Raw genomic sequence first — 20,495 nt, 5'->3', positions numbered from 1 at the left:
GGGCGCCTGGCTGTTCGAGGAGTACGCCCCCGCTGTAGTCGAGGGCATCGAATCCAGACTAGACAGATAGGACGCGCCGGGACTGAGCTGGCCGGCGTTGCAGAAAGGACTTCTTAGGTCGTGGTTCCGGTCCATGACGATGCAGCAGACGTTGGCACGGTGTGAGACGTCACCGTCGACATCGTCCTCAGCGTCGTCCAGGGCCGAGTGTCGGGCGGGAGCTCTGTGAACACGTCGCGGGGCCGGGAGATTCACTCTCCCGGCCCCGCGGTGCGTCTAGTCAATCTTCGCACGGCTGGGCGTGTCGTCCTTGACTCGGATCTGGCCCCGATGCCACAGTTTCGACACGCGCCCAGCGCAGCGAACTGAATAGGAAGCGGCGGCCCGCCCTTCCATCGCCAAACAGACTGGCGGGCCGCCCCAGTAACCATCGGAAGGAATACCTCCCTTGGTCTCTGTCAGGCTACGCGAAAACTCCGCATGCACACCAGCACGAAACGCCGCCTCGATCGAGTGGACCGCCGCTCGTCCCACCTCCGCGACCCCGGTTTGGGCGCGCCCGGCCACGCCCGGCGCACCGCGTCCGCGCGCTCCGTGGGAGCCCTGGAGACTCCCGGCCGGGCGACCCGTGCCGCACTCGGCCCGCCGCCCGCCTCAGCCCGAACCGTCCTACGCCTGGCGCATCTCGTTCGAGCAGCCCGAAGTCGATACCAAACCCGACCCCGAGCCCCGCACCGGCAGACGGCTGCTGCAACTGCTCGGTCTTGCCTACCTCATGTTGGCCGCTCTCGCCTCCGGCCTGGCCTGGACCGCCTACTTCACCGACCGCGACGACCGCGAAGGCCGGGACTGCGACGGCCAGTCCGAACCGCAGACCACCACGCCCCCGGCCGAGCCGCCCGAGCCGGATCCGAACGCGCCCGGCCTCCACACCCGCCCCGACGGGTCCCGATACCTGATCGTCCCGATCTCACCCGGGCTGGACGGACGGCGGCGACCGATCGCCGCTATCGCCCCGGGCGGTGCCGCATGAGGACGCACACCGACACCGACACGGCCGGGCTCCCCGTCCTCGGGGTCAAGAGCGTGGACGGCCGCCTCGTCCAGTACTCCTGGCCGATCGGGCAGCACCGGCTCCGGCTGCTGCTGTGCGGACAGGACCCGCCCGGACTCGGCTCGGTGGTCGGACTCGACGGCGACTCGCCCCGCCTGGTGCTGTCCGAACCGGCCCACGCCGACTGGGCCGGAGGCCAAGCCGGGCCGCTCATCGCCGCAGGCGTCCGCATCTGGCTCGGCACCTTCCGCGACTGCGAAGGATGAACGAGGTGCTCGGGGACGGCGCCGTGCGGTGAGCGGGCAAGCTCATGGGCGGAGCCCATCCCTTTGCAGCCGGGGTCCCTTGGCCCGTGGTCGTTGTCCTGTGCTACGGCGTCCGGTGCCGAGAAGGGACTCCGATGGGAATCCCCGCCTCGAATGCGGCGCGAGGCCGCGAATCGCCCCAGCGGCCATAGGGGAAGCCAGGCTGCAAAGGGACGGGCTCCGCCCGTGAGCTTGCCGGATCGTCGGCAACCGGCCCCGGCTCAGGCTTCGGCGGCTCGCATGTCGCGCGTCAGTTCGCGCGGCAACTGGAAGGTGATCTTCTCGGTGACCGGCTCGACTTCCTCGACGTCGGTGAAGCCGTGCTCGGCCAGGCGCGAGAGGACGTCGTCGACCAGGTCGTCGGGGACCGACGCGCCCGAGGAGACGCCGACCGTGTCCGCGCCCTCCAGCCAGGCGTCGTCGATCTCGCTGGCGAAGTCGACCAGGTACCCGGTCTTGGCGCCGTGCTGCACGGCGACCTCGACCAGGCGCTTGGAGTTCGAGGAGTTCTCCGAGCCGACCACGATCACCACGTCGCAGTCGCCGGCGAGCTCCTTGACCACCTGCTGGCGGTTCTGGGTGGCGTAGCAGATGTCGTCGCTCGGCGGGTCCTGCAGCATCGGCAGCCGCTTCTTGAGCCGGTCGACCGTCTCCATGGTCTCGTCGACCGACAGGGTCGTCTGCGACAGCCAGACCACCTTCTCGGGGTCGCGGACCTCCACCCGGTCGGCCGCCTCCGGGCCGTCGACCAGCGTGATGTGCTCGGGGGCCTCCCCGGAGGTGCCGACGACCTCCTCGTGGCCCTCGTGGCCGATCAGCAGGATGTCGTGGTCGTCGCGCGCGAACCTGCGGGCCTCGTTGTGGACCTTGGTCACCAGCGGGCAGGTCGCGTCGATCGCCTTGAGGCGGCGGTCGGCGGCCTGGTCGTGGACCTCGGGCGCCACGCCGTGGGCGGAGAAGACCACCACCGACTCGGGCGGGACCTCATCATTCTCCTCTACGAAGACCGCGCCCTTGTCCCGGAGCGTGTCCACCACGTGGCGGTTGTGCACGATCTCCTTGCGGACGTAGACGGGGGCGCCGTAGAGCTCCAGCGCCTTCTCGACGGTCTCCACGGCCCGGTCCACGCCCGCGCAGTAACCGCGCGGTTTGGCGAGCAACACTCGTTTCGGGTCAGCCACACCTCGATGGTAACGGTCTCGTCCGCCACGTCACAGCCTGCCGTTAGGCTGGCGACGTGACCGACGCAGCGCCACGCACCGGACCGGATGCGCCGATGAGCGCCGAGAACCCCTGGCCGCTGCGGGTGATCTCCAAAAAGATCGGCGACTGGGTCGCGCGCCTCGGCGAGGTGTGGACGGAGGGCCAGATCACCCAGATCAACCGGCGCGGCCGCGTCGTCTACCTGACCCTGCGCGACCCCTCGGCCGAAGTCTCGATGCGGGTGGTCGACTTCTCCGGCACCGCCGCGGCCGCCGACCCGCCGCTGCGCGACGGCGCGCAGGTGATCGTCCGCGCCAAGGCCCAGTGGTGGGACAAGAACGGCACGCTGTCGCTGCACCTGCGCGAGATCCGCCAGGTCGGCCTCGGCGAGCTGCTCGCCCGCCTCGAGCGGCTCAAACGGCTCCTGGCCGCCGAGGGCCTGTTCGCGGCCGAACGCAAGCGTGCGCTGCCGTTCCTGCCGTACCGGATCGGGCTGATCTGCGGTCGCGAGTCCGACGCGATGCGCGACGTGCTCAAGAACGCCAGATCCCGCCTGCCCTCGGTCGACTTCGAGGTCCGGCAGGTCGCCGTCCAAGGCACCAAGGCCGTGCCCGAGGTGTGCGCGGCGCTGGCCGAGCTCGACGCCGACCCCGACATCGAGGTCGTCGTCATCGCCCGCGGCGGCGGCTCCATGGAGGACCTGCTGCCGTTCTCCGACGAGACCCTGTGCCGCGCCGTCGCCGACGCCGCCACCCCCGTGGTCTCGGCGATCGGCCACGAGCCCGACACGCCCCTGCTCGACTACGTCGCCGACTGGCGCGCCTCCACCCCCACCGAGGCCGGCAAGAAGATCGTTCCCGACCTCGCCGAGGAGCAGCGCGGACTCAACATCAGCCGCACCCGCCTCCGCCAGGCGGTGAACGCGATCCTCACCCGCGAGTCCGACCGGCTCGCGGCGATGCGCGCCCGCCCGGTCCTGGCCCGGCCCGAGACCATGCTCGAATCGCGCGCCGAAGCGGTCGAGAACCTCACCCACCGGATGCGCACCCGCGTCCGGGCCCGCCTCGAGCGCTCGACCGACGAGCTCGAACATCTGCGGGCGCGGCTCCGCACCCTCTCCCCGAAGTCGACACTCGACCGCGGTTATTCGATCGTCACCGACGCCGCCTCGGGCGAGATCCTGCGCGACGCCTCCGACGCCGGCGAGCGCATCCGAGTCAGACTGGCCGCCGGCGGCCTGACGGCGGCCGTCACCGAGAAGGAAGAGGACTGATGGCCGACGAGAACCTGACCTACGAGGACGCCCGCGCCGAACTGGTCGCCACCGTCGAACGGCTCGAAGCGGGCGGCGCGACCCTGGAGGAGTCCCTCGCCCTGTGGGAACGCGGCGAGGCGCTGGCCGACCGGTGCCGGGCCCACCTCGAGGGCGCCCGCGAGCGGCTCGAGGCCCGCACCCGGAGCGACGAGGACGAGCAGGAGGAAGGTTAGGAGCCCAGACCGGCGGCGACGCCCGCCGCCAGCTCGGGCAGCTCGGCGATCCCGTCGGTCTCGGCGGTGAGGATCACCGTCAACCGCTCCGACTCCATCACCCAGGCCTCGCCCTCGGGGATGTCGTAGGAGGACCATTCGATCCCGGCGGCCTCGACCGGCTCCCCCGCACCGGCGACCGCCTCGTTGACCTCGGCCGCCTCCCCGTCGGTCTGCACCAGTTGCAGCCCGGCGCCCTCCGGGGAGTACCAGCCGGTCCGCAGCGTGACCGCCTCCTCGCCGGCGGCGAGCGCGCTGGAGATCGGCCGCCACTGCTCCGGCAGCTCCGGATGCACCGGAGCCAGCCCCAGGCCCTCGGCGGCGGCGTAGTCGGCCGAGGTGTCGGCGACGCTGACCTGTCGGTCGTCGGCCGCCCACTGCCACACGCCCAAGAAGATCCCCAGCGGCACCAGCAGCACCGCCAGCGACAGCACCATGTCGCGCAGGCGACGCTGCTTGGGGCGGGTGTGAGACGCGCCCGTAATCTTGAGGTCATCGCTGGACATGACCCCATGTTGAACGACCCGCCGCGACGGCCCGGCGGCACCCCACCCGCGGGTGGCGCATCCGTCGCGCTCCGCAAGGCCCGATCGCGGGACGACGGTTGTCCACAGGCCGCGCCGAACGGCCGGGCAGCCGCTTGCAATACCCTCAGCGAAACTCCATATGCCCGATCGACCGGAAGGAGTCCCCGTTGATTCTCGTGGCAGGCGAGAACGTGATCGACCTCGTACCCGCACCGGGCGGCCAGTTGCGGCCCACGTGCGGCGGCGGTCCCGCGAACGTGGCGGTGGCTCTGGCCCGGCGCGGGGTGCCGACCGCGCTGGTCGGGTCGGTGGGCGGCGACCACTTCGGCCGGCAGGTGTGGCGGCGCCACATCGCCACCGGGGTCAATCGCGAATACCTGGAGCGGACCGATTTGTCCTCCACCCTGGCGCTGGCGGTGGTCGACCGGAGCGGGGACGCGAGCTTCGACTACTGGACCACCGGGACCGCCGATTTCGATTGGAGCAGCAAGAAGCTGCCGCAGCCGGAGGCATCGAAGGTGGACGTGGTCCATTTCGGATCCCTGGCGGCCTACATCGAGCCGGCGGCCCGGGTGATCGAGCACTGGGTCAACCGCTCCCGGCGGGCGGTGCCGATCTCATTCGACCCGAACATCCGGTTGAGCGCGATGGGCGACGCCGACGCCGTGCGGCGCCGCACCGAGCGGCTGGTGGGGCTGTCGAACCTGGTGCGGGTCTCGGAGACCGACCTCGCGCAGATCTACCCGGACACCGATGTCGACAAGGTGGCGCACGAGTGGCTCGAACTCGGGCCGGAGCTGGTGGTGGTGACGCTCGGGGACGCCGGGTCGGTGGCGTTCCACCGCAGGCACGTCACCGAGATGCCCGCCCCGCAGGTCGAGATCGCCGACACCATCGGCGCCGGCGACACGTTCACCTCCGGCCTCCTGGGCTGGCTGACCTCGGCCGGCTGGATGCGGGTGGACCGGATCGCGGCCTGGAGCAACCGCACGGTGGTGGCCGCGGCACTGCGGTACGCCAGCCAGATCGCCGCTCAGGCCTGTACGGTGCCGGGAGCGCCCTGAGAGGCATAGGATCGGGGCGTGGCCGAACCGGTACCGCGCCTAAGCCGAGCGAGTGAATCTCGTCCCACGAAAGAGGGACGCACCACAGGCCCGTTGCCGATTGAACCTTCAACTGCCAACATGGATGGCACCGCCGAACATACCGCGCATACGGATCCGCTGGTGCCCGTCGGCGACGTCCGAGTAATCAGGCCCGGACGTGCCCCGAACCCCATCGATAATCCGAGCGGACGCGGCCGAACCCGCCTCCGCCCAGCGCCACAGTGCCGTGCGCCCGAATACGCCTCTCCCACGCGCTCCCGCCACACCAGGGCGGTGGAGCGTGCGGCGAGTCGACTGATGTCAACCAAGCATCATGCGAGGAACCGCGCCATGGACTACCTGATCAACTTCGACAGTTCGACCTCTCCGGCCGTCGTCAAGCGGGCCGTCATCGAGCAATGGGGGCTGCATCCGGCCAACGTCTTCGCCGGGGCCGATTTCGAGCTCGACACCTACGACGGCCCGGAGTTGGACGTCATCATCCAGTCCGGCATCGCCGCCGGGTCCTCGTTCGGCACCGAGATGCAGGCGGGCATCGATTTCGCCATGCGGTGCGACTACGCGAGCGAACTGGCGGTGGCGACCGAGCTGTGCCTCGCGATCGGCACCCGCGCCGTCATCAGTGCCGAGCTCCCCGATCCCACCAGGAGCGTCCTGATCACCGAGGACGGCTGGCACGGGCGCGTCGCGCTGGACTCCGAGGAGCTGGAGCGGGGGGCGATCATGATCAACTTCGCGCTCCAGCCGATCCCGTCCGCGCCGACCATTCCCGTCCGGACCGCCGCCTGCTGGGACGCGGGCGCGCTGGACTTCCTCCGGCTGCCGAAGCTCGGGTTCGCCCCGATGCGGCGGCTGTGGGACTGCTGAACGGGACCGCCGAGCGCCCGCCCCCGTTCGATGGCCGGTAGGTAGCGAGCCGGGCGCTCGGCGGCCGCCGCTGTCAGCCCGCCCGGTTCATACCGGGTTCGCGCAGCGGCGGCTCGGTGGCCACCACGTAGATCAGGATCAGCATCACGAACACCGTCAGGGTGGCCATCGGGAAGATCAGGTGCCACGACTCGACGCCGATGACCGGTCCGCCGCTCGCGGCTCCGGTCCGCACCCCCAGCATGGCCGTGTAGTGCATCGCGTTGACCGCCAGCGCCATCACCCCGGAGGCGAGCCAGATCGACGCCGCCCGGTCGAGCCGCCAGGCCAGCCAGAGCGCCGTCCCCGAGGCGGCGATGGCGATGCCGATCGCCGACCAGACGTAGGCCGGGTCGTGGTGGAGTTCGATGTTCGCGGTGAGCGCGGCCATGCCGGTGTAGTGCATCGCGGCCACGCCGAGGCCGGTGAGCAGGGAGGCCGATACGAGCTTGAGGGCGTTGTAGCGGCCGAGGCCGATGATGAGCAGTCCGCAGCCGACCACCGCCACCGCGATGACCGCGCTGAGCGCGGTCAGCAGCGGGTCGTAGCGGACGGTGGCCCCGTCTACGGCGAAGCCGAGCATCGCCACGAAGTGCATCACCCAGATGCCGACGCCGCCGATGGCGAAGGCCGCTCCGAGGAGCCAGGGGACACGGCGGCCGGGTCGGTCCGACTGCCGGGCGCGGCGGGTGAGCAGCAGGCCGACGGCGCTGCCGGTCATGGATACGCCGAATGCGACCAGGAGCGTGATGTAGCCGTGGGAGAAGTGTTCGATCATCGGATTACTTCCGTTAACCAAGTGCCGGGAGTTTTCTGAGGGGCCGAAGGGAATGGTGGTCCCACTGGACATTCTTACAGCATGCGAGCCGTGGGGACATCGTCGAAGCGAGCGACATTCATCTCACCGGAATGATGTATCCGGTCGTCCGCTCATCGAACGAGGGCGCTCAAGGTCGGCGCTCGGGCGGCGTTCGCCCTGGTGAAACCCGGTTCCACCCGACCCGTCGGCACGTCTAAGTGGATGCATGACTTTCACCGGGACGGCCCTCCGAACCGGCCCGACTTCACCCATTCGTGGGAGTCCCCGCTACGGCGCCGCATTCGCGGGAACCGTGCCGATCGCCGCATAGGCCTAAACTGACTCCAAAGCCACCGGAAAGGAACTACACCCATGGAAGCGGTTCTGATCTCGGTCGCCGCCGCGGCGGCCGGCAAGGCGACCGAAGCGGTCGTCAAAGGCAGCGGCACGGCGATCCGGCAGGCCGCCGACCTGGTCCGCCGCCGATTCGCCGACGAACCCGAACTCGAACGGGCCGAACTCGGCCGCCTCGGCATCGAGGACTTCGCCGAGGCGATCTTCCGCACCTGCGCCGAGGACGAAGGCTTCCGGCGCAGCCTCAGCGAGGCGGTCGGGCGGCCGATCCGGATCGCCACGGCTCGGTGACGGCTTCCCCGGCCTCCCCCGGCCTCCAAGTAGGCTCGCCGGGTCCTCGGAACGAACACCCGACCGACACCCTGGAACGACCCTCGTGAAACGAATCCTGCAGTTCTCGGCCTTCGTCGTCGGCGGCTACCTCGTAGTGCGCGCGGCGATCGACCCGTTCACCCGCGACGCCTCCGACCCCTCCACCTACGAGAACGACTGGGGCGGCCCCACCCTGATCGGCGCCTACGCGGTCCACATGGGCCCGGGTATCGTCTGCGCCGCCCTCTTCGTCTGGTGGCTGGTCGCCAGGTCCAGGCGCAGGAGGGCCGCCGAATAGCCCTCATGTTGGAACCGCTCACCGATATCGCCGTCCTTGCAGCATTCGCCCTCCCGATCCTCGCCGTCATCGGCCTCGGTGCGGCGGCGGTCTTCAGGGCGACCCCTCCCTGGCCCGTCCCCGGCTCCAGGCCGAAGCCCGCGCACCGTCGGCGCCTGGCGACGATCGGTGGACTCCTCTCGATACTCGTTCTCGTGAACCTCGCCTCGGCGATCCAGACCGCCTACGGTGCGCCGACCGGCGAACGGAGCTCCATCGCCTTCGAGGTCCTGTCGGTCGAGGCGTGCGAACGTCCTCCGACGGGCTTCGGCCTGGTCGAACAATGCCGCGCGAACGGGTATTCGTACGATTCCCCTGACCTGATCAGCTACGAGGACCTCCCGGCGGATTCTCCGGTATCGGATGCACTGGAGCCGGGAGACCGGGTCGCCCGGTACACGAGCGTCCACTGGAGCGAGCGGATGCCGCTCCACAGCGGTACGCAGTGGCGATCGATCGACGGCGAGACCCGACCCGACCTCTCCTGGCTCCCCACCGCCGTGCTGGTCGCGGGCCTGCTCGCGATCGGCGCGATCCATCTCGCGCTGCGCCGCCGATCCGCACCGACCTGAGCGTCCCGCCCGGATCAGACCACGTCGACCCTGGTGAGACGCTGGGTGGCGCGGGTCAGGACCACGTAGGCGACCCCCGGGCCGTGCCCGGTCGCTATCCCCTCCAGATCGGCCGCAATCACGGCGTCCCATTCGAGGCCCTTGGACTCCAGCGGTCCGACCAGGGTCACCCGGTCGTCGTTGACCGCGGCCGACAGCTCCCCGTGGCGGTCGTAGGGCGCGATGATGCCGACCGTGCCCTCGACCGCGTCCAGGGCTTCGGCGACCGCCCCGGCGACCTCGGGCAGGAGCGCGTCGGTCGCGACCGTCCGCTCGGCGACCTCCACCCCGGTCTCGCGGACCGCCTCGGGCAGGTCCAACGGGTCCAGGCGCGGCTTCGCCCATTCGGCCGCGTACTCGAAGACCTCCTTGGAGTTGCGGTAGTTCTTGGTCAGGTGGAACTCGTGGATTCTGCCGCGCGGGACCGCCCGCTTGCGGGCCGCGGCGCTCTCCTTCGGGCGCGGCCAGCTCGACTGGGCCTGGTCGCCCACGATCGTCCAGCCGGCGGCGCCGCCGCGGCGTCCGAGGGCGCGCCACTGCATCGGCGACACGTCCTGGGCCTCGTCGACGATCACGTGGGCGTAGTCCTCGTAGAAGGCATCTCGGGGCTGCCGCTCGGTGCGTTCGTAGTAGCGGTCCTGGGTCGTCGAGACCTCTTCCACGCCGCTCCAGGTGCGGATGCGCTCGCGGTGCTGCGGCTCGGGCTTGACCCCGAGCAGGACGCGGAGCTCGTCGAGCAGCGCCACGTCCGGGATCGAGAAGTCCGGCTCGCCGAGGGACTCGGCCAGCGCCTCGATCGAGTGCCGTTTCAGGTGGCCTTCGGCGGCCGATGCCAGGCGGTTCGGGTCGGCGCCCCAGCCGAGCACCTCGGCCGGGTCGAGGTCGGGCCACCAGTGGTCCAGGAAGGCCAGGAACTCGCCGCGGGAGCCGAGCTCCCGCGAGAACTTCGCCGGCTCGATCTCCGGGATCACCGGCTTGACCTTGCGCCACAGGGCGACCAGCAGGGCGCGCCCGGCCTCGGTCTTGGCGAGGTTCGGGCGCTGCTCCTTCTCGAACACGCGGGCGCGCGCGGCGGCCAGTTCGGCGGCGTCGAGCCGGAACACCTCGCCCTTGTAGGTGAGGCGCAGCTCGTCGGGTGCGCCCGGCGGGGTCTGCCGCACCAGGCGCCGCAGGACGGGCAGCATCACGGTGCCGCCCTTGACGGCGGCCACCTCCGGCCGGTCCTGGCGGGTGGCCTCCACGCCGGCGTAGAGCTCGCCGAGCGAGTACAGCGCGGCGGTCTCCTCGCCCAGGCTCGGCAGCACCCGGCCGATGTAGCGCATGAACACCGCCGACGGCCCGACGACGAGGATTCCGGCGGCCTCGTAGCGGCTCCGGTCCTGGTAGAGCAGGTAGGCGGCGCGGTGCAGCGCCACCACGGTCTTGCCGGTGCCCGGACCGCCGGTGATCAGGGTGGCGCCTCTGCCGGGAGCACGGATCGCGGCGTCCTGCTCGGACTGGATGGTGGCGACGATGTCGCGCATCCTGCCGGTGCGCTTGCGTCCCAGGGCGGCCATGAGCGCGCCGTCGCCGATGACCGGCAGCCGGTCGGCGGCGTCCTCGTCGAGCAGGTCGTCGCTGACCTCTTCGACGGTCCTTCCGAACGAGCGGATCACCCGGCGCCGCGCCACTTCTTGGCGGTCGACGGCCGTGGCCTGGTAGAACGGCGCGGCCGCCGGTGCGCGCCAGTCGACCAGGAGCGGCCGGTACTCCTCGTCGCGCACGCCGAGCCGACCGATGTGCCGGACGCGGCCGTCCTCGAAGTCGAGGCGCCCGAACACCAGGCCCTCGTGCTGGGAGTCGAGGTCGGCGATGCGGCGGGCGGCGCGGTAGACGAAGACGTCCCGCTCGAACTGCGCGCCGGGGACGGTGGCGTCGCGGTGGGCGAACCCGGCCTGGCGGTGGGTCTCGGCGTCGGCGCGGAGCACCTCGACGCGGTCGTAGACGCGGTCGACGAATTCCTGCTCGATCGCGACTTCCTGCTCAGAGGTGTTGGCGGGGTCGGGTGCCGGCACGGCGTGGGACGTGTCGGCGTCCTGGGGGTGTTCGACGTCGACTGGGCCTGGTTTCTCGGACACGGCGCTCCTCGCTCGAATTCGGGAACGAACCAGCCTAGCGCGTGGAAACGCCGCCCGTCCGGGAATCGGTCCTCACGCCGGGCCGGGCGCGGCGGTTCGCCGGCGCCGCAGGTAGATCTCGATGAACATCCAGTTGCACAGGAACGAGGCGACCGCGGCTCCGGTGTAGGCGGTCGCGAAGAGGCTCTCGAAGTCTCCGGAGTAGACCGGCCCCAGCAGCGGGATCTGGAGGCCGATGAACAGCCCGAGGTAGGCGCGCAGGGTGACTCCGGCGAACGTGAAGGCCATGTTCCGCATCATCCAGCGCTCGTGCTCGGCGATCCTCCCGGCTCTGACGGCGCCGAAGGCGCGGTAGGCGGAGTAGAACCAGGCCACGTCCAGCATCACCCAGGCGGTCATGGCGATGGGACCGGCGGTGGTCAGGAGCGCCACCACGATCCCGCTGAGGCTGCCGGGGAGGACTCCCGCGAGCAGGTAGGTGCGGCCGATCGCGCGGTGGACCTTCGGGTGCCTGCGGCGGATGCCTCGGAAGAACTGGAACGGCCCCAGGATCAGGGCCAGTCCTCCGGTGGCGGCGTGGAAGGACAGGATCGGCAGATGGACGGCGACGTCGTCGCGGTACTCGATCCGGGGTTCGGCGCCGGGGACGAGGTAGCGCGGAACCGCCCAGAGGGCGATGCCGACGCTGAGGACGGCGACGACGACGGCCGCGATGCGCCCGCGGCGGTTCCCGGTGGGTCGCTTCGAGTCGGTGAGTGCGGTCATGGGGGGCGGACTCCTCGATGTCAGTTAAACTATCGATAGTTAAACTATCAGAAAACCTCTCGGCCATCGAGTCCGCCTCCGGTATGAAGGAGCAATGCGAATCGGAGAGCTCAGCGCCAGGACCGGCGTTCCCACGCCGACCATCAAGTACTACGTGCGGGAAGGGCTCCTGTCCGGCGGCGAGCGGATCAGCAGCAACCAGGTGAGCTACGACGAGGGACACGTCAGGCGACTGCGGCTGGTACGCGCCCTGGTGGAGATCGGATCGCTGCCGATCGCCAAGGTCCGGGAGGTGCTGTCCGAGGTCGATTCCCCCGATCGCGACCTGGGCAGCCGTCTCGGCATCGTCGGTGCCGCACTGAGCGCTCGGCAGGACCAGCACGAAGCCACCGCACCCGCGGACCTGGACACGGCGATGGCGATCGCCGAGCGCAACGGCTGGACGAGGATGACTCGCGACCACCACCAGATCGCGACCCTGGCCGAGGTCGTCGGCACTCTGCGGCTGCTCGGACTGGAGGAGCTGATCGACCGGGCCGACCAGTACGCCCGGGCGGCGAACCTCGTGGCGGCTGCCGACATCGCTGTTCTGAAGGCCCGCAGCGACCGCGACGAGGTCCTGGAGACGATGATCGTCGGGACCGTGTTCGGCGACGCCCTGTTCGGGGCGCTCCGGAGGATCGCCCAGGTCGAGACCTCGGCGCTGCATTTCAAACAGTCCGATAAACGACACGGGTTCGCGGACGACCGGTAACCCTCTGGGGGCGACTCCCTGCCTGCGCACCTACACCCGCGCGTCCCTGCTTATGCAAGCATCATGATGTCTGCACCTGTCGGGTTTTTGACTTCGCAAGTTGATTATGCCGCTGTACGGTATTTCTGCGCACTCAAGTGATGGAACGGCCATATGAAGTCGCTGCTCGACATGAGACTTCGCTTCCATCACCAGGGGGGCCGCCCGACAAGTGGGGTAGACGGGCGGCCTGCGGCGGGGCTCCGATCACCTGGCCCGGGGCCCCGCCGCCCCACGGCCCCGCGCCGACGGCAGTGCGGCTCCCCGGATCTCGGCCTCCGGCCGGTTTCGCCCCGGTTCGATCGCCCGGAGCGGGCTAGGATTGGCCCCGGAAACGCAGTCTCAAACTAGGAGCAAAACCCGTGGCTCTCAACTCGCAGATGGTTCCGCTCGGCACCCCCGCCCCCGACTTCACGCTCCCGGACCTCGACGGGACCGACCGGTCACTGTCCGATTTCGACGCTCCGGCCCTGCTGATCGCCTTCGTCTGCAACCACTGCCCGTACGTGAAGCACATCGAGCAGGCATTCGGGTCGTTCGTCTCCGGGCAGGCCGACCTCGACGTGGTGGCGATCTGCTCCAACGACGCCGAGAACTACCCCGACGACGCCCCGTCCGGACTCGCCGAGCAGGTCGCCCGCGCAGGCTGGGACTTCCCGTACCTGGTCGACGAGTCCCAGGAAGTCGCCCGCGCCTACAACGCCGCCTGCACCCCCGACTTCTTCCTCTACGGCCCCGACCGCAAGCTCGCCTACCGGGGCGCCTTCGACGGCTCCACCCCCCGCAACGGCGTCGAACTCACCGGCGAATACCTCGCCACCGCCGTCGAGCACGTGCGCAAGGGCGAACCGGTCCCCGAGCCGCACCACCCGTCCACCGGCTGCGGCATCAAGTGGCGCGAGTGACCGACCGCTGAGCGGACCGGCGCCGTCGGCCGACACTGCCCGGCGGCGGTCCGCTCGCCGCGCTAGCGCCACAGATCGGTCAGGGCGATCTCGAGCTCGCCGAGCATGACGCGCAGCAGCGGCATCGACAGTCCGATGACCGTGCCGGGGTCGCCCTCGATCCGGTCGATGAAGGCCGAGCCGTACCCGTCGAGCGTGAACGAGCCGGCCACGTGCAGCGGCTCCCCGGTCGCGACGTACGCGGCGATCTCGGCGTCGGAGGCCTCGGCGAAGTGCACCACCGTGCCCGAGGACCGCACGATCCTCCGGTCGGCCTCCGGATCGATCAGGCAGTGCCCAGTGTGGAGCGTCCCGGTCCGGCCGCGCATCCGCTTCCACCGCGAGGTCGCCTCCTCGGCGCTCTCGGGCTTGCCGAGGATCTCGCCGCCGAAGTGCAGCACCGAGTCGCAGCCGAGCACGAGCGCCCGCGGCCCGACCATGTCGAGCACCGCCCCGGCCTTGAGCTCGGCAAGCGTACAGGCGAGCTCGGCCGGATCATGGCCCATCACCCGGCTCTCGTCGACCCCCGAGACCACCACCTCGGGCTCGATGCCCGCGGCGGTCAGCAGCTCGCGCCGGGCCGGCGAGGCCGAGGCCAGAACGAACGTCCTCGTCACCGGTCCATGCCCCTCCGCGCCGGAACCGAGGTGTCGCGCCAGGAGCGCCGCACCCGCAACCGCAGCCCCGGGTCGGCCCAGGAGGCGGCGCGGCGGCGCCGTCCGCCGTTCTCGTCCGGCTCCTCCTCGCGCGGCAGGGCCAGGACGGCGCCCACGACGGCCGCAAGTTCCGAGTCGGAGGGACGGCCCCGGATCACCCGGAGTACGGGCTCTCCGGCGGACTCCTCCCGGAGTCCCTGGAGCTCTGTGGTCATCGGCTCGCTCACTCCTCGATGTCGAATTCGCGGTGGACCCTCTCCCAGAAGCCGTCGCGGACCCAGATCCGGGCTTCGGGGTGGTCGCGTAGAGAGTAACCGAGCTCCTTCTCGGCCTCCACAAGGAGCTCCTTGTCGATGACCGTCGGAAGCTGCGGACCGGGCAGGAGGTCGGCGACGTTGTCGGCGCCGCGGGTCAGCAGCCACTTGTGGCCCACGTACTCCCCCACCGACCTGACCGTCTCCGGATCGAGCTTCTCACCGGTCTGCTGGGTGCGTACGAACTTGGGACGGGCGGACTCGGCCTCGGCCAGGGCGTCGGCGGCGTTCATGGTCACCGCGACCGATTCGCGGTGGCCGAACACCGCCGCGGGGCTGGGAACGCTCGGCTCCGGCTCGGCGACCGGCGCCCCGACCATGCCCCGGGTCGCCTGCGCGGCGGTGCCGCTCTTGACGAAATAGGGCTTCAGTTCCTCGGCGTCGATGGTCTCCACGGTGTCCGACTCCCACACCAGGCGCTCGGCCTGATTGGTCCCGTAAGGCGGCTCCACGCCCCACAGGTGGATCCGCACGCCGTAGGCCTGGGCGACCTCCACGGCCGGCACCATGTCCTCGTCTCCGGCCAACAGGATCGCCTCGTGGATCGCGCGGTGGCGGGCCAGCAGCTCCAGATCCGAGCGGATCTGGGCGTCGACGCCCTTCTGCTGGCCGCGCGAATTGAGGTTGCCCAGCCGGACCTTCACGTACTCCATGTTGGCGATGACGCGCTGGTCGACCGTCGGCACCCGGTCGCGCGCGGCATCGAACCAGTACAGACGCAGCACCTCGCCGTCGGGGATGTGCCGCGCCGCCCGCTCCATGAGCGATCCGATGACCTTCTCGGCGTCGACGCGGTAGTCCTTGCGCGAGCTCGCGTCGAGCAGCAGCTCTCCCGCGGCCGCATAGAGGTAGCCCACGTCGATCAACATGGCGTACCGCCTGGTCCAATGCCCAGGAAGCATCCCTACGGTCTGTGTCATGGCCCACTCCCAATCTCGGGCGGGACGAAATGTCCCGCTTCCCCCGGCTCCCTAAGACGGTACCCGGATACGGCTTGTGAGGTGGGAGTGGTGCGCTCGGCCCCGCGTGCCGCCGCGGACGCGCGGGACCCGGCCGCCGCTAGAGCGGGATGTTCCCGTGCTTCTTCGCCGGCAGCTCGTCGCGCTTGGAACCGGTCATGCGCAGCGCCCGCGCGAGCTGCGCGCGGGTCTCGTGCGGCTGGATGACCGCGTCGATGTAGCCCAGCTCGGCGGCGACGTACGGGTTGTTCAGCTTCTCCTCGTACTCGGCCATGAGCTCGGCGCGCTTGGCCTGCTCGTCGTCGGCCTTGGCCAGATCGCGCCGGTAGAGGATGTTCACCGCGCCCTGGCTGCCCATGACCGCGATCTCGGCGGTCGGCCAGGCCAGGTTGACGTCGGCGCCGACGTGCTTGGAGCCCATGACGCAGTAGGCGCCGCCGTAGTTCTTGCGGACGACCACGGTCAGCTTGGGGACGGTGGCCTCGGCGTAGGCGTAGATGAGCTTGGCGCCGCGCCGGATGATCCCGTCGTGCTCCTGCGAGGTGCCCGGCAGGAATCCCGGCACGTCGACGAAGGTGATCACCGGGATGTTGAACGCGTCGCAGAAGCGGATGAACCGCGCGCCCTTCTCCGAGGCATCGATGTCGAGCGTCCCGGCGAAGTGCATCGGCTGGTTGGCCACGATGCCGACCGGGCGGCCGTCGAGGCGGCCGAATCCGGTGACGATGTTCTTGGCGAACAACTCCTGGGTCTCCAGGAACTCGCCGTCGTCGAGCACGGCGTGCAGCACCTTGTGCATGTCGTAGGGCTGGTTGGCCGAGTCCGGGACCAGGGTGTCGAGCTCATGGTCGGTGCCGGTCAGGTCCAGCTCGACGTCCTTGGACTCGTAGAGCGGCGGCTCGTCGAGGTTGTTCGACGGCAGGTAGCTCAGCAGGTGCTGGACGTACTCGAGCGCGTCGCCCTCGTCGCCGGCGAGGTAGTGGGCGTTGCCGGCCACCGCGTTGTGGGTGCGGCCGCCGCCCAGCTCCTCCATGCCGACGTCCTCGCCGGTGACGGCGCGGACCACGTCGGGACCGGTGATGAACATGTAGCTGGTCTGGTCGACCATGACGGTGAAGTCGGTGATCGCCGGCGAGTAGACCGCGCCGCCCGCGCACGGGCCCATGATCAGCGAGATCTGCGGGATCACGCCCGAGGCGCGAACGTTGCGGAAGAAGATGTCGCCGTAGCCGCCCAGCGAGGCCACGCCCTCCTGGATCCGGGCGCCGCCGGAGTCGGAGATGCCGATCAGCGGCCGGCCGGTGCGCAGCGCCAGATCCTGGACCTTGGTGATCTTCTCGCCCGAGACCTGCCCGAGCGAGCCGCCGAGGACGGTGAAGTCCTGGGCGAACACGCACACCTCGCGGCCGTCGATCGTCCCGTAGCCGGTGACGACGCCGTCGCCGTAGGGGCGGTTGGCCTCCATCCCGAAGTTGGTCGAGCGGTGCCTGGCGAGCGCGTCGAGTTCGACGAACGACCGCTCGTCGAGCAGCGCCTCCAGGCGCTCGCGGGCGGTGCGTTTGCCCTTCTCATGCTGCTTCTCGATCGCCCGGGGGTTGCCGGTGGCGGCCTCGTCGCGGCGCGCGGAGAGGTCGGCGATCTTCCCGGCGGTCGTGTGGATGTCGATGTCGGTCACGACTCGGATCGTAACCGCTGGGGCGGCCACTACTCTAGGTGCGTGAGCACACCAGCGCGAACTCCACTGGACCGGCGGGGACTCCGGTCCCGGTTGCGGGAGAAGTCCGATTTCTGGACCGAGCTTGATGTGGTGGATATCACTGGATCCACGAACGCCGACCTGGCCGAAGCGGCGCGGCACGGCGCCGAGGAGGGCCGGATCCTCATCGCCGAGCGGCAGACGCGCGGCCGCGGTCGGCTCGACCGGTCCTGGGAATCCCCGATCCACGCGGGCCTGACGATGTCGATGCTGCTGCGTCCGGCCGCGCCGCCGGAGCAATGGGGAACCCTGAGCCTGGCCGCGGCGGTCGCGCTGGAGGAGTCGCTCCGCGCCGTCGCCGGGGTGTCGGTGAGGCTCAAATGGCCCAACGACGTCCTGCTCGAAGGCCGGAAGGTGTGCGGGATCCTCGCCTCGGTCGAGGACGGAGCGGTCGTGATCGGGATCGGCCTGAACGTGTCGCTGACCGAGGCCGAACTTCCGGCTCCCGACGCGACCTCGCTGCTGCTCGGCGGGGCCGCCACCCTCGACCGCGAGAAGATCGCCGCGGCATTCCTGGCCCACTTCGCGGCCGTCTACCGCACCTGGAACGAGGAGGGACCATCGCACGTGGTGGCCCGCTGGCGCGAGTATTCGGCGACGCTAGGAAGATTCATTGAGGTATCTTTCCCCAACGGCCGCAAGGTGGCAGGCACCGCGGTCGACATAGCCGAAGACGGCCGCCTGGTCGTCCGGCGAGGCGAAGGCGAGGGCGGCGAGGAGGTGCTGACGGTCGCCGCGGGCGACGTGGTCCACCTCCGCCGACGCGATTGAGGAGCAGCGGATTTGACCGAGGACGCACCAGTCGAACCCGACCCGGCGCCCACCGGACTCGGCGCGGACGCCGAGCGCCTCTACCGGCTGCTGCTGTCCAAGGCCGACGCCTCGGTCTCCCAACTGGCCTCCGAGGCGGGGATGGGCCTGGCGCAGGTCCGCGCCGCCCTCGGCGAGCTCGTCGACGGCGGCTTCGCCACCATGATCGCCGACTCCCGCCACCGCGCCGTCGCGCCCGACGTCGTGCTGGGCGGGCGCCTGGCCGAGCAGTTGAGCACGGTCCGCGCCGGATACGAATCGCTGCGGGAGCTGCTGGAGATCCACCGCACCGGCCCCGGACAGGGCGGACGCGACGACCGCGGCCGCTGGGAGCAGGTCACCGGGGCCGTGGCGATCAGGTCGCGGCTCGACCAACTCCGCGCCACCGCCGAGGAGAGCGTGCGGACCTTCGTCAAGCCGCCGATCATCGCGGCGGTCCCGGACGGCGAGCGGCACCGCGAGATGCTCGAGCGCGGCGTGCGCTGCCGGCTGCTGTTCGACCGCGAGGTCCTCGAATCCTCCCCCGAGGCTGCGCATCTGCGGCAGTCGATCGACTGGGGCGACGAGGTCCGCTTCGCGGGGCGGCTGCCGCTCAAGTTGCTGATCGTCGACGACCGCACCACGATGATCGAGGACCCCGGCGCCGGCCGGGCGCGGGCCATCATCACCTCCAACAAGTCGATCGTGCAGCTCGCGACCACCCTGTTCGAGCAGTTGTGGGAGACGTCGATCCCGGCCCCGTCGGCGGACCGGGACGAGGAGCCGGACATCGACGAAGACGATGCGCTGCTGCTGAGTCTGCTCATCGCCGGTCTGACCGACCAGTCCATCGCCTCCAAACTGGGCATCGGCCTGCGCACCGTGCAGCGCCGGGTGCGGGACCTGATGGACCAGGCCGACGTCGACACCCGCATCCAGTTGGGCTGGCACGCGGCGAAGCACGGGTGGGTCGCCTAGGGTGCCGCATCTGGACGGTCGTATCCGGAGCGGCGGCCGTTCGGGACGGACCTGCGCGCGGCCGGGACTCGAAACTGGTGTCCCCGCGGGCTGACGCGGTGTTGTACTGTGCAGAAGTATCGACAACCGCCCACCCACGGCCGGGCCAATTCACGACTCGCCCGCTTCGGCGAGAGGCTCGCGAGCCGTCAATTCGCACAGCCCGTTTTTTCACTCCTGGAGGTCACGCAGTGGGGTATCCCGACGATCAGCTTGCCCGCGGCGAAGAGGTCAAGCTCCACACTCGCCCGCACTGGAAGGAGGCCGTCGGGCCCGTCCTCTGGTTCGTCGTCTTCCTGCTCCTCGCGGCCATCGCCGTCTATTACACGACCGGCACCGACTGGTCGATCAAGACCTGGGTCATTCTCGGCGAGGTCGTCGTCTTCCTCGGCCTGATCGTGTGGCTCTCGGTCATCCCGTGGATCGCCTGGCAGACGACCCACTACGTCATCACCGACCAGCGCGTCATGTGGCGGGTCGGGATGATCACCCGGGAGAGTCGGCACATCCCGCTCGGGCGGGTCAACACCGTCTCCTACACTCAGTCGATCGTCGAGCGGATCCTGGGATACGGGGACCTGAAGATCGACTCCGCCTCCGACGACGGCGAGATCGAGCTCATCGACGTCCCCAAGGTCGACACGGTGAAGGCGACCATCTACCAGCTCGCCGAGGACGACCGCAGCCGCCGCGCCGCCTCCGGCGACGGCGCCTGATCGGAACGATTGCGAGGCCCGGCAGCCGCTGCCGGGCCTTTCTTCCGTCCGAGACCGGAAGGATCCGGTGGGTCGGGACTAAGCCTCCTGGCGGCGGCGGAACACCCAGGTGCGGTAGGCGTAGAAGCGGAACGCCGAGGCGATGCCGACCCCGACGACGTTGGCGGCGATGTTCTTGGCCAGCGGATTGTCGAAGTGCTCCGGCCAGACCTGCGCCAGGCCGTTGTTGGCCCACAGGCACCCCAGGGCGATGAGCAGGCCGATGCCGTTGAAGAAGAAGTACAGGAGGTATTGGCGGTGGGCTGCGGCGCTGCCGATCCGGTCCCGCCAGGTCCAGTGCCGGTTGCCCAGGAAGGCGCAGGTGGTGGCGATGGCGGTCGCGAGGGTCTTGGAGATCCAGTCGGGCCATCCGAGCACCAGCAGGCAGAGGTTGAACAGCCCGATATCGATCAGGTAGGCGGTGCCGCCGACGCCGACGAAGCGGAAGAGCTCGCCGCTGTGCCGCCGGAACAGGTCCCAGGCGCGCGCGATCGGTGTGCCGGGGCGGATGCGCGGCGGGGTCTGCGGTGAGGTCGGCATCGCTCACAGCCTAACCCGCTCCGCCTCGGTTCGATCCGGGACCGTGGCG

The 20,495-nt window shown here is 70.2% G+C and carries 24 protein-coding genes; 14 read left to right on the top strand and 10 right to left on the bottom strand.

Annotation, left to right across the window (positions count from 1 at the left end; genetic code table 11):
• Positions 1-628 precede the first annotated feature (628 nt).
• Together CUT39_RS20580 and CUT39_RS20575 are read left to right on the top strand one after the other, a co-directional pair.
• Positions 629-1,033 (top strand): hypothetical protein, encoded by a 405-nt coding sequence (locus CUT39_RS20580; protein ID WP_157930834.1) that lies wholly within the window; start codon positions 629-631, stop codon positions 1,031-1,033.
• A complete protein-coding gene (locus CUT39_RS20575; RefSeq protein ID WP_157930833.1) occupies positions 1,030-1,320 on the top strand; it encodes a hypothetical protein in 291 nt (96 codons plus the stop codon). Before CUT39_RS20580 ends, CUT39_RS20575 begins: the two co-directional genes overlap by 4 nt.
• 260 nt (positions 1,321-1,580) lie before the next feature.
• Here CUT39_RS20575 and CUT39_RS18830 read toward each other — a convergent pair whose 3' ends face one another.
• A complete protein-coding gene (locus CUT39_RS18830) occupies positions 1,581-2,540 on the bottom strand; it encodes a 4-hydroxy-3-methylbut-2-enyl diphosphate reductase (protein ID WP_100449006.1) in 960 nt (319 codons plus the stop codon).
• Positions 2,541-2,635: 95 nt separating this feature from the next.
• On the opposite strand from CUT39_RS18830, the gene xseA reads away from it, so the two are divergent.
• Entirely contained in the window at positions 2,636-3,835 is a 1,200-nt protein-coding gene (xseA, locus tag CUT39_RS18825) for an exodeoxyribonuclease VII large subunit (RefSeq protein WP_100449005.1), read from the top strand.
• On the top strand, positions 3,835-4,050 hold the full coding sequence (locus CUT39_RS18820) for an exodeoxyribonuclease VII small subunit (protein WP_100449004.1): 216 nt from the start codon (positions 3,835-3,837) through the stop codon (positions 4,048-4,050). Before xseA ends, CUT39_RS18820 begins: the two co-directional genes overlap by 1 nt.
• Here the strand turns inward: CUT39_RS18820 and CUT39_RS18815 are convergent.
• Positions 4,047-4,595 carry a DUF4245 family protein gene (locus tag CUT39_RS18815; protein WP_100449003.1) on the bottom strand — a complete coding sequence of 183 codons (549 nt, stop codon included), beginning with the start codon at positions 4,593-4,595 and terminating at the stop codon, positions 4,047-4,049. The two genes, CUT39_RS18820 and CUT39_RS18815, sit on opposite strands and share 4 nt — an antisense overlap.
• Before the next feature lie 197 nt (positions 4,596-4,792).
• Between CUT39_RS18815 and CUT39_RS18810 the strand changes: the two genes are divergently transcribed.
• Both CUT39_RS18810 and CUT39_RS18805 read left to right on the top strand, forming a co-directional pair.
• Positions 4,793-5,680, top strand: coding sequence for a carbohydrate kinase family protein (locus CUT39_RS18810; RefSeq protein WP_232805833.1), 888 nt, complete (start codon positions 4,793-4,795; stop codon positions 5,678-5,680).
• 372 nt (positions 5,681-6,052) lie between these two features.
• Positions 6,053-6,589, top strand: a complete 537-nt coding sequence (locus tag CUT39_RS18805; protein ID WP_100449001.1) for a hypothetical protein — start codon at positions 6,053-6,055, stop codon at positions 6,587-6,589.
• Between the two features lie 73 nt (positions 6,590-6,662).
• On the opposite strand, the gene CUT39_RS18800 is transcribed toward CUT39_RS18805, so the two are convergent.
• Positions 6,663-7,406: an MHYT domain-containing protein gene (locus CUT39_RS18800; protein ID WP_198587278.1), complete on the bottom strand. Its 744-nt coding sequence runs from the start codon at positions 7,404-7,406 to the stop codon at positions 6,663-6,665.
• A gap of 393 nt (positions 7,407-7,799) precedes the next feature.
• Between CUT39_RS18800 and CUT39_RS18795 the strand changes: the two genes are divergently transcribed.
• From CUT39_RS18795 to CUT39_RS18785, 3 genes are all read left to right on the top strand, one after another.
• Positions 7,800-8,072 (top strand): hypothetical protein, encoded by a 273-nt coding sequence (locus tag CUT39_RS18795; RefSeq protein ID WP_100448999.1) that lies wholly within the window; start codon positions 7,800-7,802, stop codon positions 8,070-8,072.
• Between the two features lie 85 nt (positions 8,073-8,157).
• Complete coding sequence (locus CUT39_RS18790; RefSeq protein WP_100448998.1) at positions 8,158-8,391, top strand: hypothetical protein; 234 nt, start codon at positions 8,158-8,160, stop codon at positions 8,389-8,391.
• 5 nt (positions 8,392-8,396) lie between these two features.
• Positions 8,397-9,002, top strand: coding sequence for a hypothetical protein (locus tag CUT39_RS18785; protein ID WP_100448997.1), 606 nt, complete (start codon positions 8,397-8,399; stop codon positions 9,000-9,002).
• A 14-nt stretch (positions 9,003-9,016) separates the two neighbouring features.
• Here CUT39_RS18785 and CUT39_RS18780 read toward each other — a convergent pair whose 3' ends face one another.
• The gene (locus CUT39_RS18780; protein WP_198587277.1) at positions 9,017-11,158 is read right to left on the bottom strand and encodes a HelD family protein; all 2,142 of its coding nucleotides are present in this window, start codon (positions 11,156-11,158) and stop codon (positions 9,017-9,019) included.
• A 72-nt stretch (positions 11,159-11,230) separates the two neighbouring features.
• Complete coding sequence (locus CUT39_RS18775) at positions 11,231-11,923, bottom strand: DUF2306 domain-containing protein (protein ID WP_100448996.1); 693 nt, start codon at positions 11,921-11,923, stop codon at positions 11,231-11,233.
• A 94-nt stretch (positions 11,924-12,017) separates the two neighbouring features.
• Here CUT39_RS18775 and CUT39_RS18770 point away from each other — a divergent pair, with 94 nt between their 5' ends.
• Both CUT39_RS18770 and CUT39_RS18765 read left to right on the top strand, forming a co-directional pair.
• A complete protein-coding gene (locus CUT39_RS18770; protein WP_100448995.1) occupies positions 12,018-12,677 on the top strand; it encodes a MerR family transcriptional regulator in 660 nt (219 codons plus the stop codon).
• Between the two features lie 401 nt (positions 12,678-13,078).
• Positions 13,079-13,621, top strand: coding sequence for a thioredoxin family protein (locus CUT39_RS18765; protein WP_100448994.1), 543 nt, complete (start codon positions 13,079-13,081; stop codon positions 13,619-13,621).
• 62 nt (positions 13,622-13,683) lie between these two features.
• On the opposite strand, the gene CUT39_RS18760 is transcribed toward CUT39_RS18765, so the two are convergent.
• From CUT39_RS18760 to CUT39_RS18745, 4 genes are all read right to left on the bottom strand, one after another.
• Positions 13,684-14,277, bottom strand: a complete 594-nt coding sequence (locus CUT39_RS18760; protein WP_100448993.1) for a Maf family protein — start codon at positions 14,275-14,277, stop codon at positions 13,684-13,686.
• Complete coding sequence (locus CUT39_RS18755; protein WP_157930831.1) at positions 14,274-14,531, bottom strand: acyl-CoA carboxylase subunit epsilon; 258 nt, start codon at positions 14,529-14,531, stop codon at positions 14,274-14,276. The genes CUT39_RS18760 and CUT39_RS18755 overlap by 4 nt, the downstream gene beginning before the upstream one ends.
• Before the next feature lie 8 nt (positions 14,532-14,539).
• A complete protein-coding gene (locus CUT39_RS18750; protein WP_232805824.1) occupies positions 14,540-15,499 on the bottom strand; it encodes an NYN domain-containing protein in 960 nt (319 codons plus the stop codon).
• Between the two features lie 190 nt (positions 15,500-15,689).
• A complete protein-coding gene (locus CUT39_RS18745; protein WP_198587275.1) occupies positions 15,690-17,264 on the bottom strand; it encodes an acyl-CoA carboxylase subunit beta in 1,575 nt (524 codons plus the stop codon).
• 132 nt (positions 17,265-17,396) lie between these two features.
• Here CUT39_RS18745 and CUT39_RS18740 point away from each other — a divergent pair, with 132 nt between their 5' ends.
• The 3 genes from CUT39_RS18740 to CUT39_RS18730 all read left to right on the top strand — a co-directional run bounded on the left by CUT39_RS18740 (position 17,397) and on the right by CUT39_RS18730 (position 19,867).
• Positions 17,397-18,116: a biotin--[acetyl-CoA-carboxylase] ligase gene (locus CUT39_RS18740; RefSeq protein ID WP_157930830.1), complete on the top strand. Its 720-nt coding sequence runs from the start codon at positions 17,397-17,399 to the stop codon at positions 18,114-18,116.
• Positions 18,117-18,128: 12 nt separating this feature from the next.
• Entirely contained in the window at positions 18,129-19,112 is a 984-nt protein-coding gene (locus CUT39_RS18735) for a hypothetical protein (RefSeq protein ID WP_100448990.1), read from the top strand.
• 230 nt (positions 19,113-19,342) lie between these two features.
• Complete coding sequence (locus CUT39_RS18730) at positions 19,343-19,867, top strand: PH domain-containing protein (RefSeq protein ID WP_100448989.1); 525 nt, start codon at positions 19,343-19,345, stop codon at positions 19,865-19,867.
• Between the two features lie 78 nt (positions 19,868-19,945).
• Here CUT39_RS18730 and CUT39_RS18725 read toward each other — a convergent pair whose 3' ends face one another.
• Positions 19,946-20,446: a GtrA family protein gene (locus CUT39_RS18725; protein ID WP_100448988.1), complete on the bottom strand. Its 501-nt coding sequence runs from the start codon at positions 20,444-20,446 to the stop codon at positions 19,946-19,948.
• Positions 20,447-20,495 lie beyond the last annotated feature (49 nt).

The organism is Glycomyces xiaoerkulensis (genome assembly GCF_002798405.1).
Classification (GTDB): Bacteria; Actinomycetota; Actinomycetes; order Mycobacteriales; family Micromonosporaceae; genus Glycomyces; species Glycomyces xiaoerkulensis.
The sequence above is the reverse complement of the archived record's forward strand: the minus strand, read 5'-3'. Positions and strand labels throughout refer to the sequence as shown.

Coding starts and splice junctions, on each gene's coding strand:
- CUT39_RS20575 (WP_157930833.1), top strand. CDS start 1,030: ATGAGGACGCACACCGACACCGACACGGCCGGGCTCCCCGTCCTCGGG.
- CUT39_RS18820 (WP_100449004.1), top strand. CDS start 3,835: ATGGCCGACGAGAACCTGACCTACGAGGACGCCCGCGCCGAACTGGTC.
- CUT39_RS18785 (WP_100448997.1), top strand. CDS start 8,397: ATGTTGGAACCGCTCACCGATATCGCCGTCCTTGCAGCATTCGCCCTC.
- CUT39_RS18795 (WP_100448999.1), top strand. CDS start 7,800: ATGGAAGCGGTTCTGATCTCGGTCGCCGCCGCGGCGGCCGGCAAGGCG.
- CUT39_RS18725 (WP_100448988.1), bottom strand. CDS start 20,446: ATGCCGACCTCACCGCAGACCCCGCCGCGCATCCGCCCCGGCACACCG.
- CUT39_RS18815 (WP_100449003.1), bottom strand. CDS start 4,595: ATGTCCAGCGATGACCTCAAGATTACGGGCGCGTCTCACACCCGCCCC.
- CUT39_RS18750 (WP_232805824.1), bottom strand. CDS start 15,499: ATGTTGATCGACGTGGGCTACCTCTATGCGGCCGCGGGAGAGCTGCTG.
- CUT39_RS18800 (WP_198587278.1), bottom strand. CDS start 7,406: ATGATCGAACACTTCTCCCACGGCTACATCACGCTCCTGGTCGCATTC.
- CUT39_RS18770 (WP_100448995.1), top strand. CDS start 12,018: ATGCGAATCGGAGAGCTCAGCGCCAGGACCGGCGTTCCCACGCCGACC.
- CUT39_RS18775 (WP_100448996.1), bottom strand. CDS start 11,923: ATGACCGCACTCACCGACTCGAAGCGACCCACCGGGAACCGCCGCGGG.
- CUT39_RS18805 (WP_100449001.1), top strand. CDS start 6,053: ATGGACTACCTGATCAACTTCGACAGTTCGACCTCTCCGGCCGTCGTC.
- CUT39_RS18755 (WP_157930831.1), bottom strand. CDS start 14,531: ATGACCACAGAGCTCCAGGGACTCCGGGAGGAGTCCGCCGGAGAGCCC.
- xseA (WP_100449005.1), top strand. CDS start 2,636: ATGAGCGCCGAGAACCCCTGGCCGCTGCGGGTGATCTCCAAAAAGATC.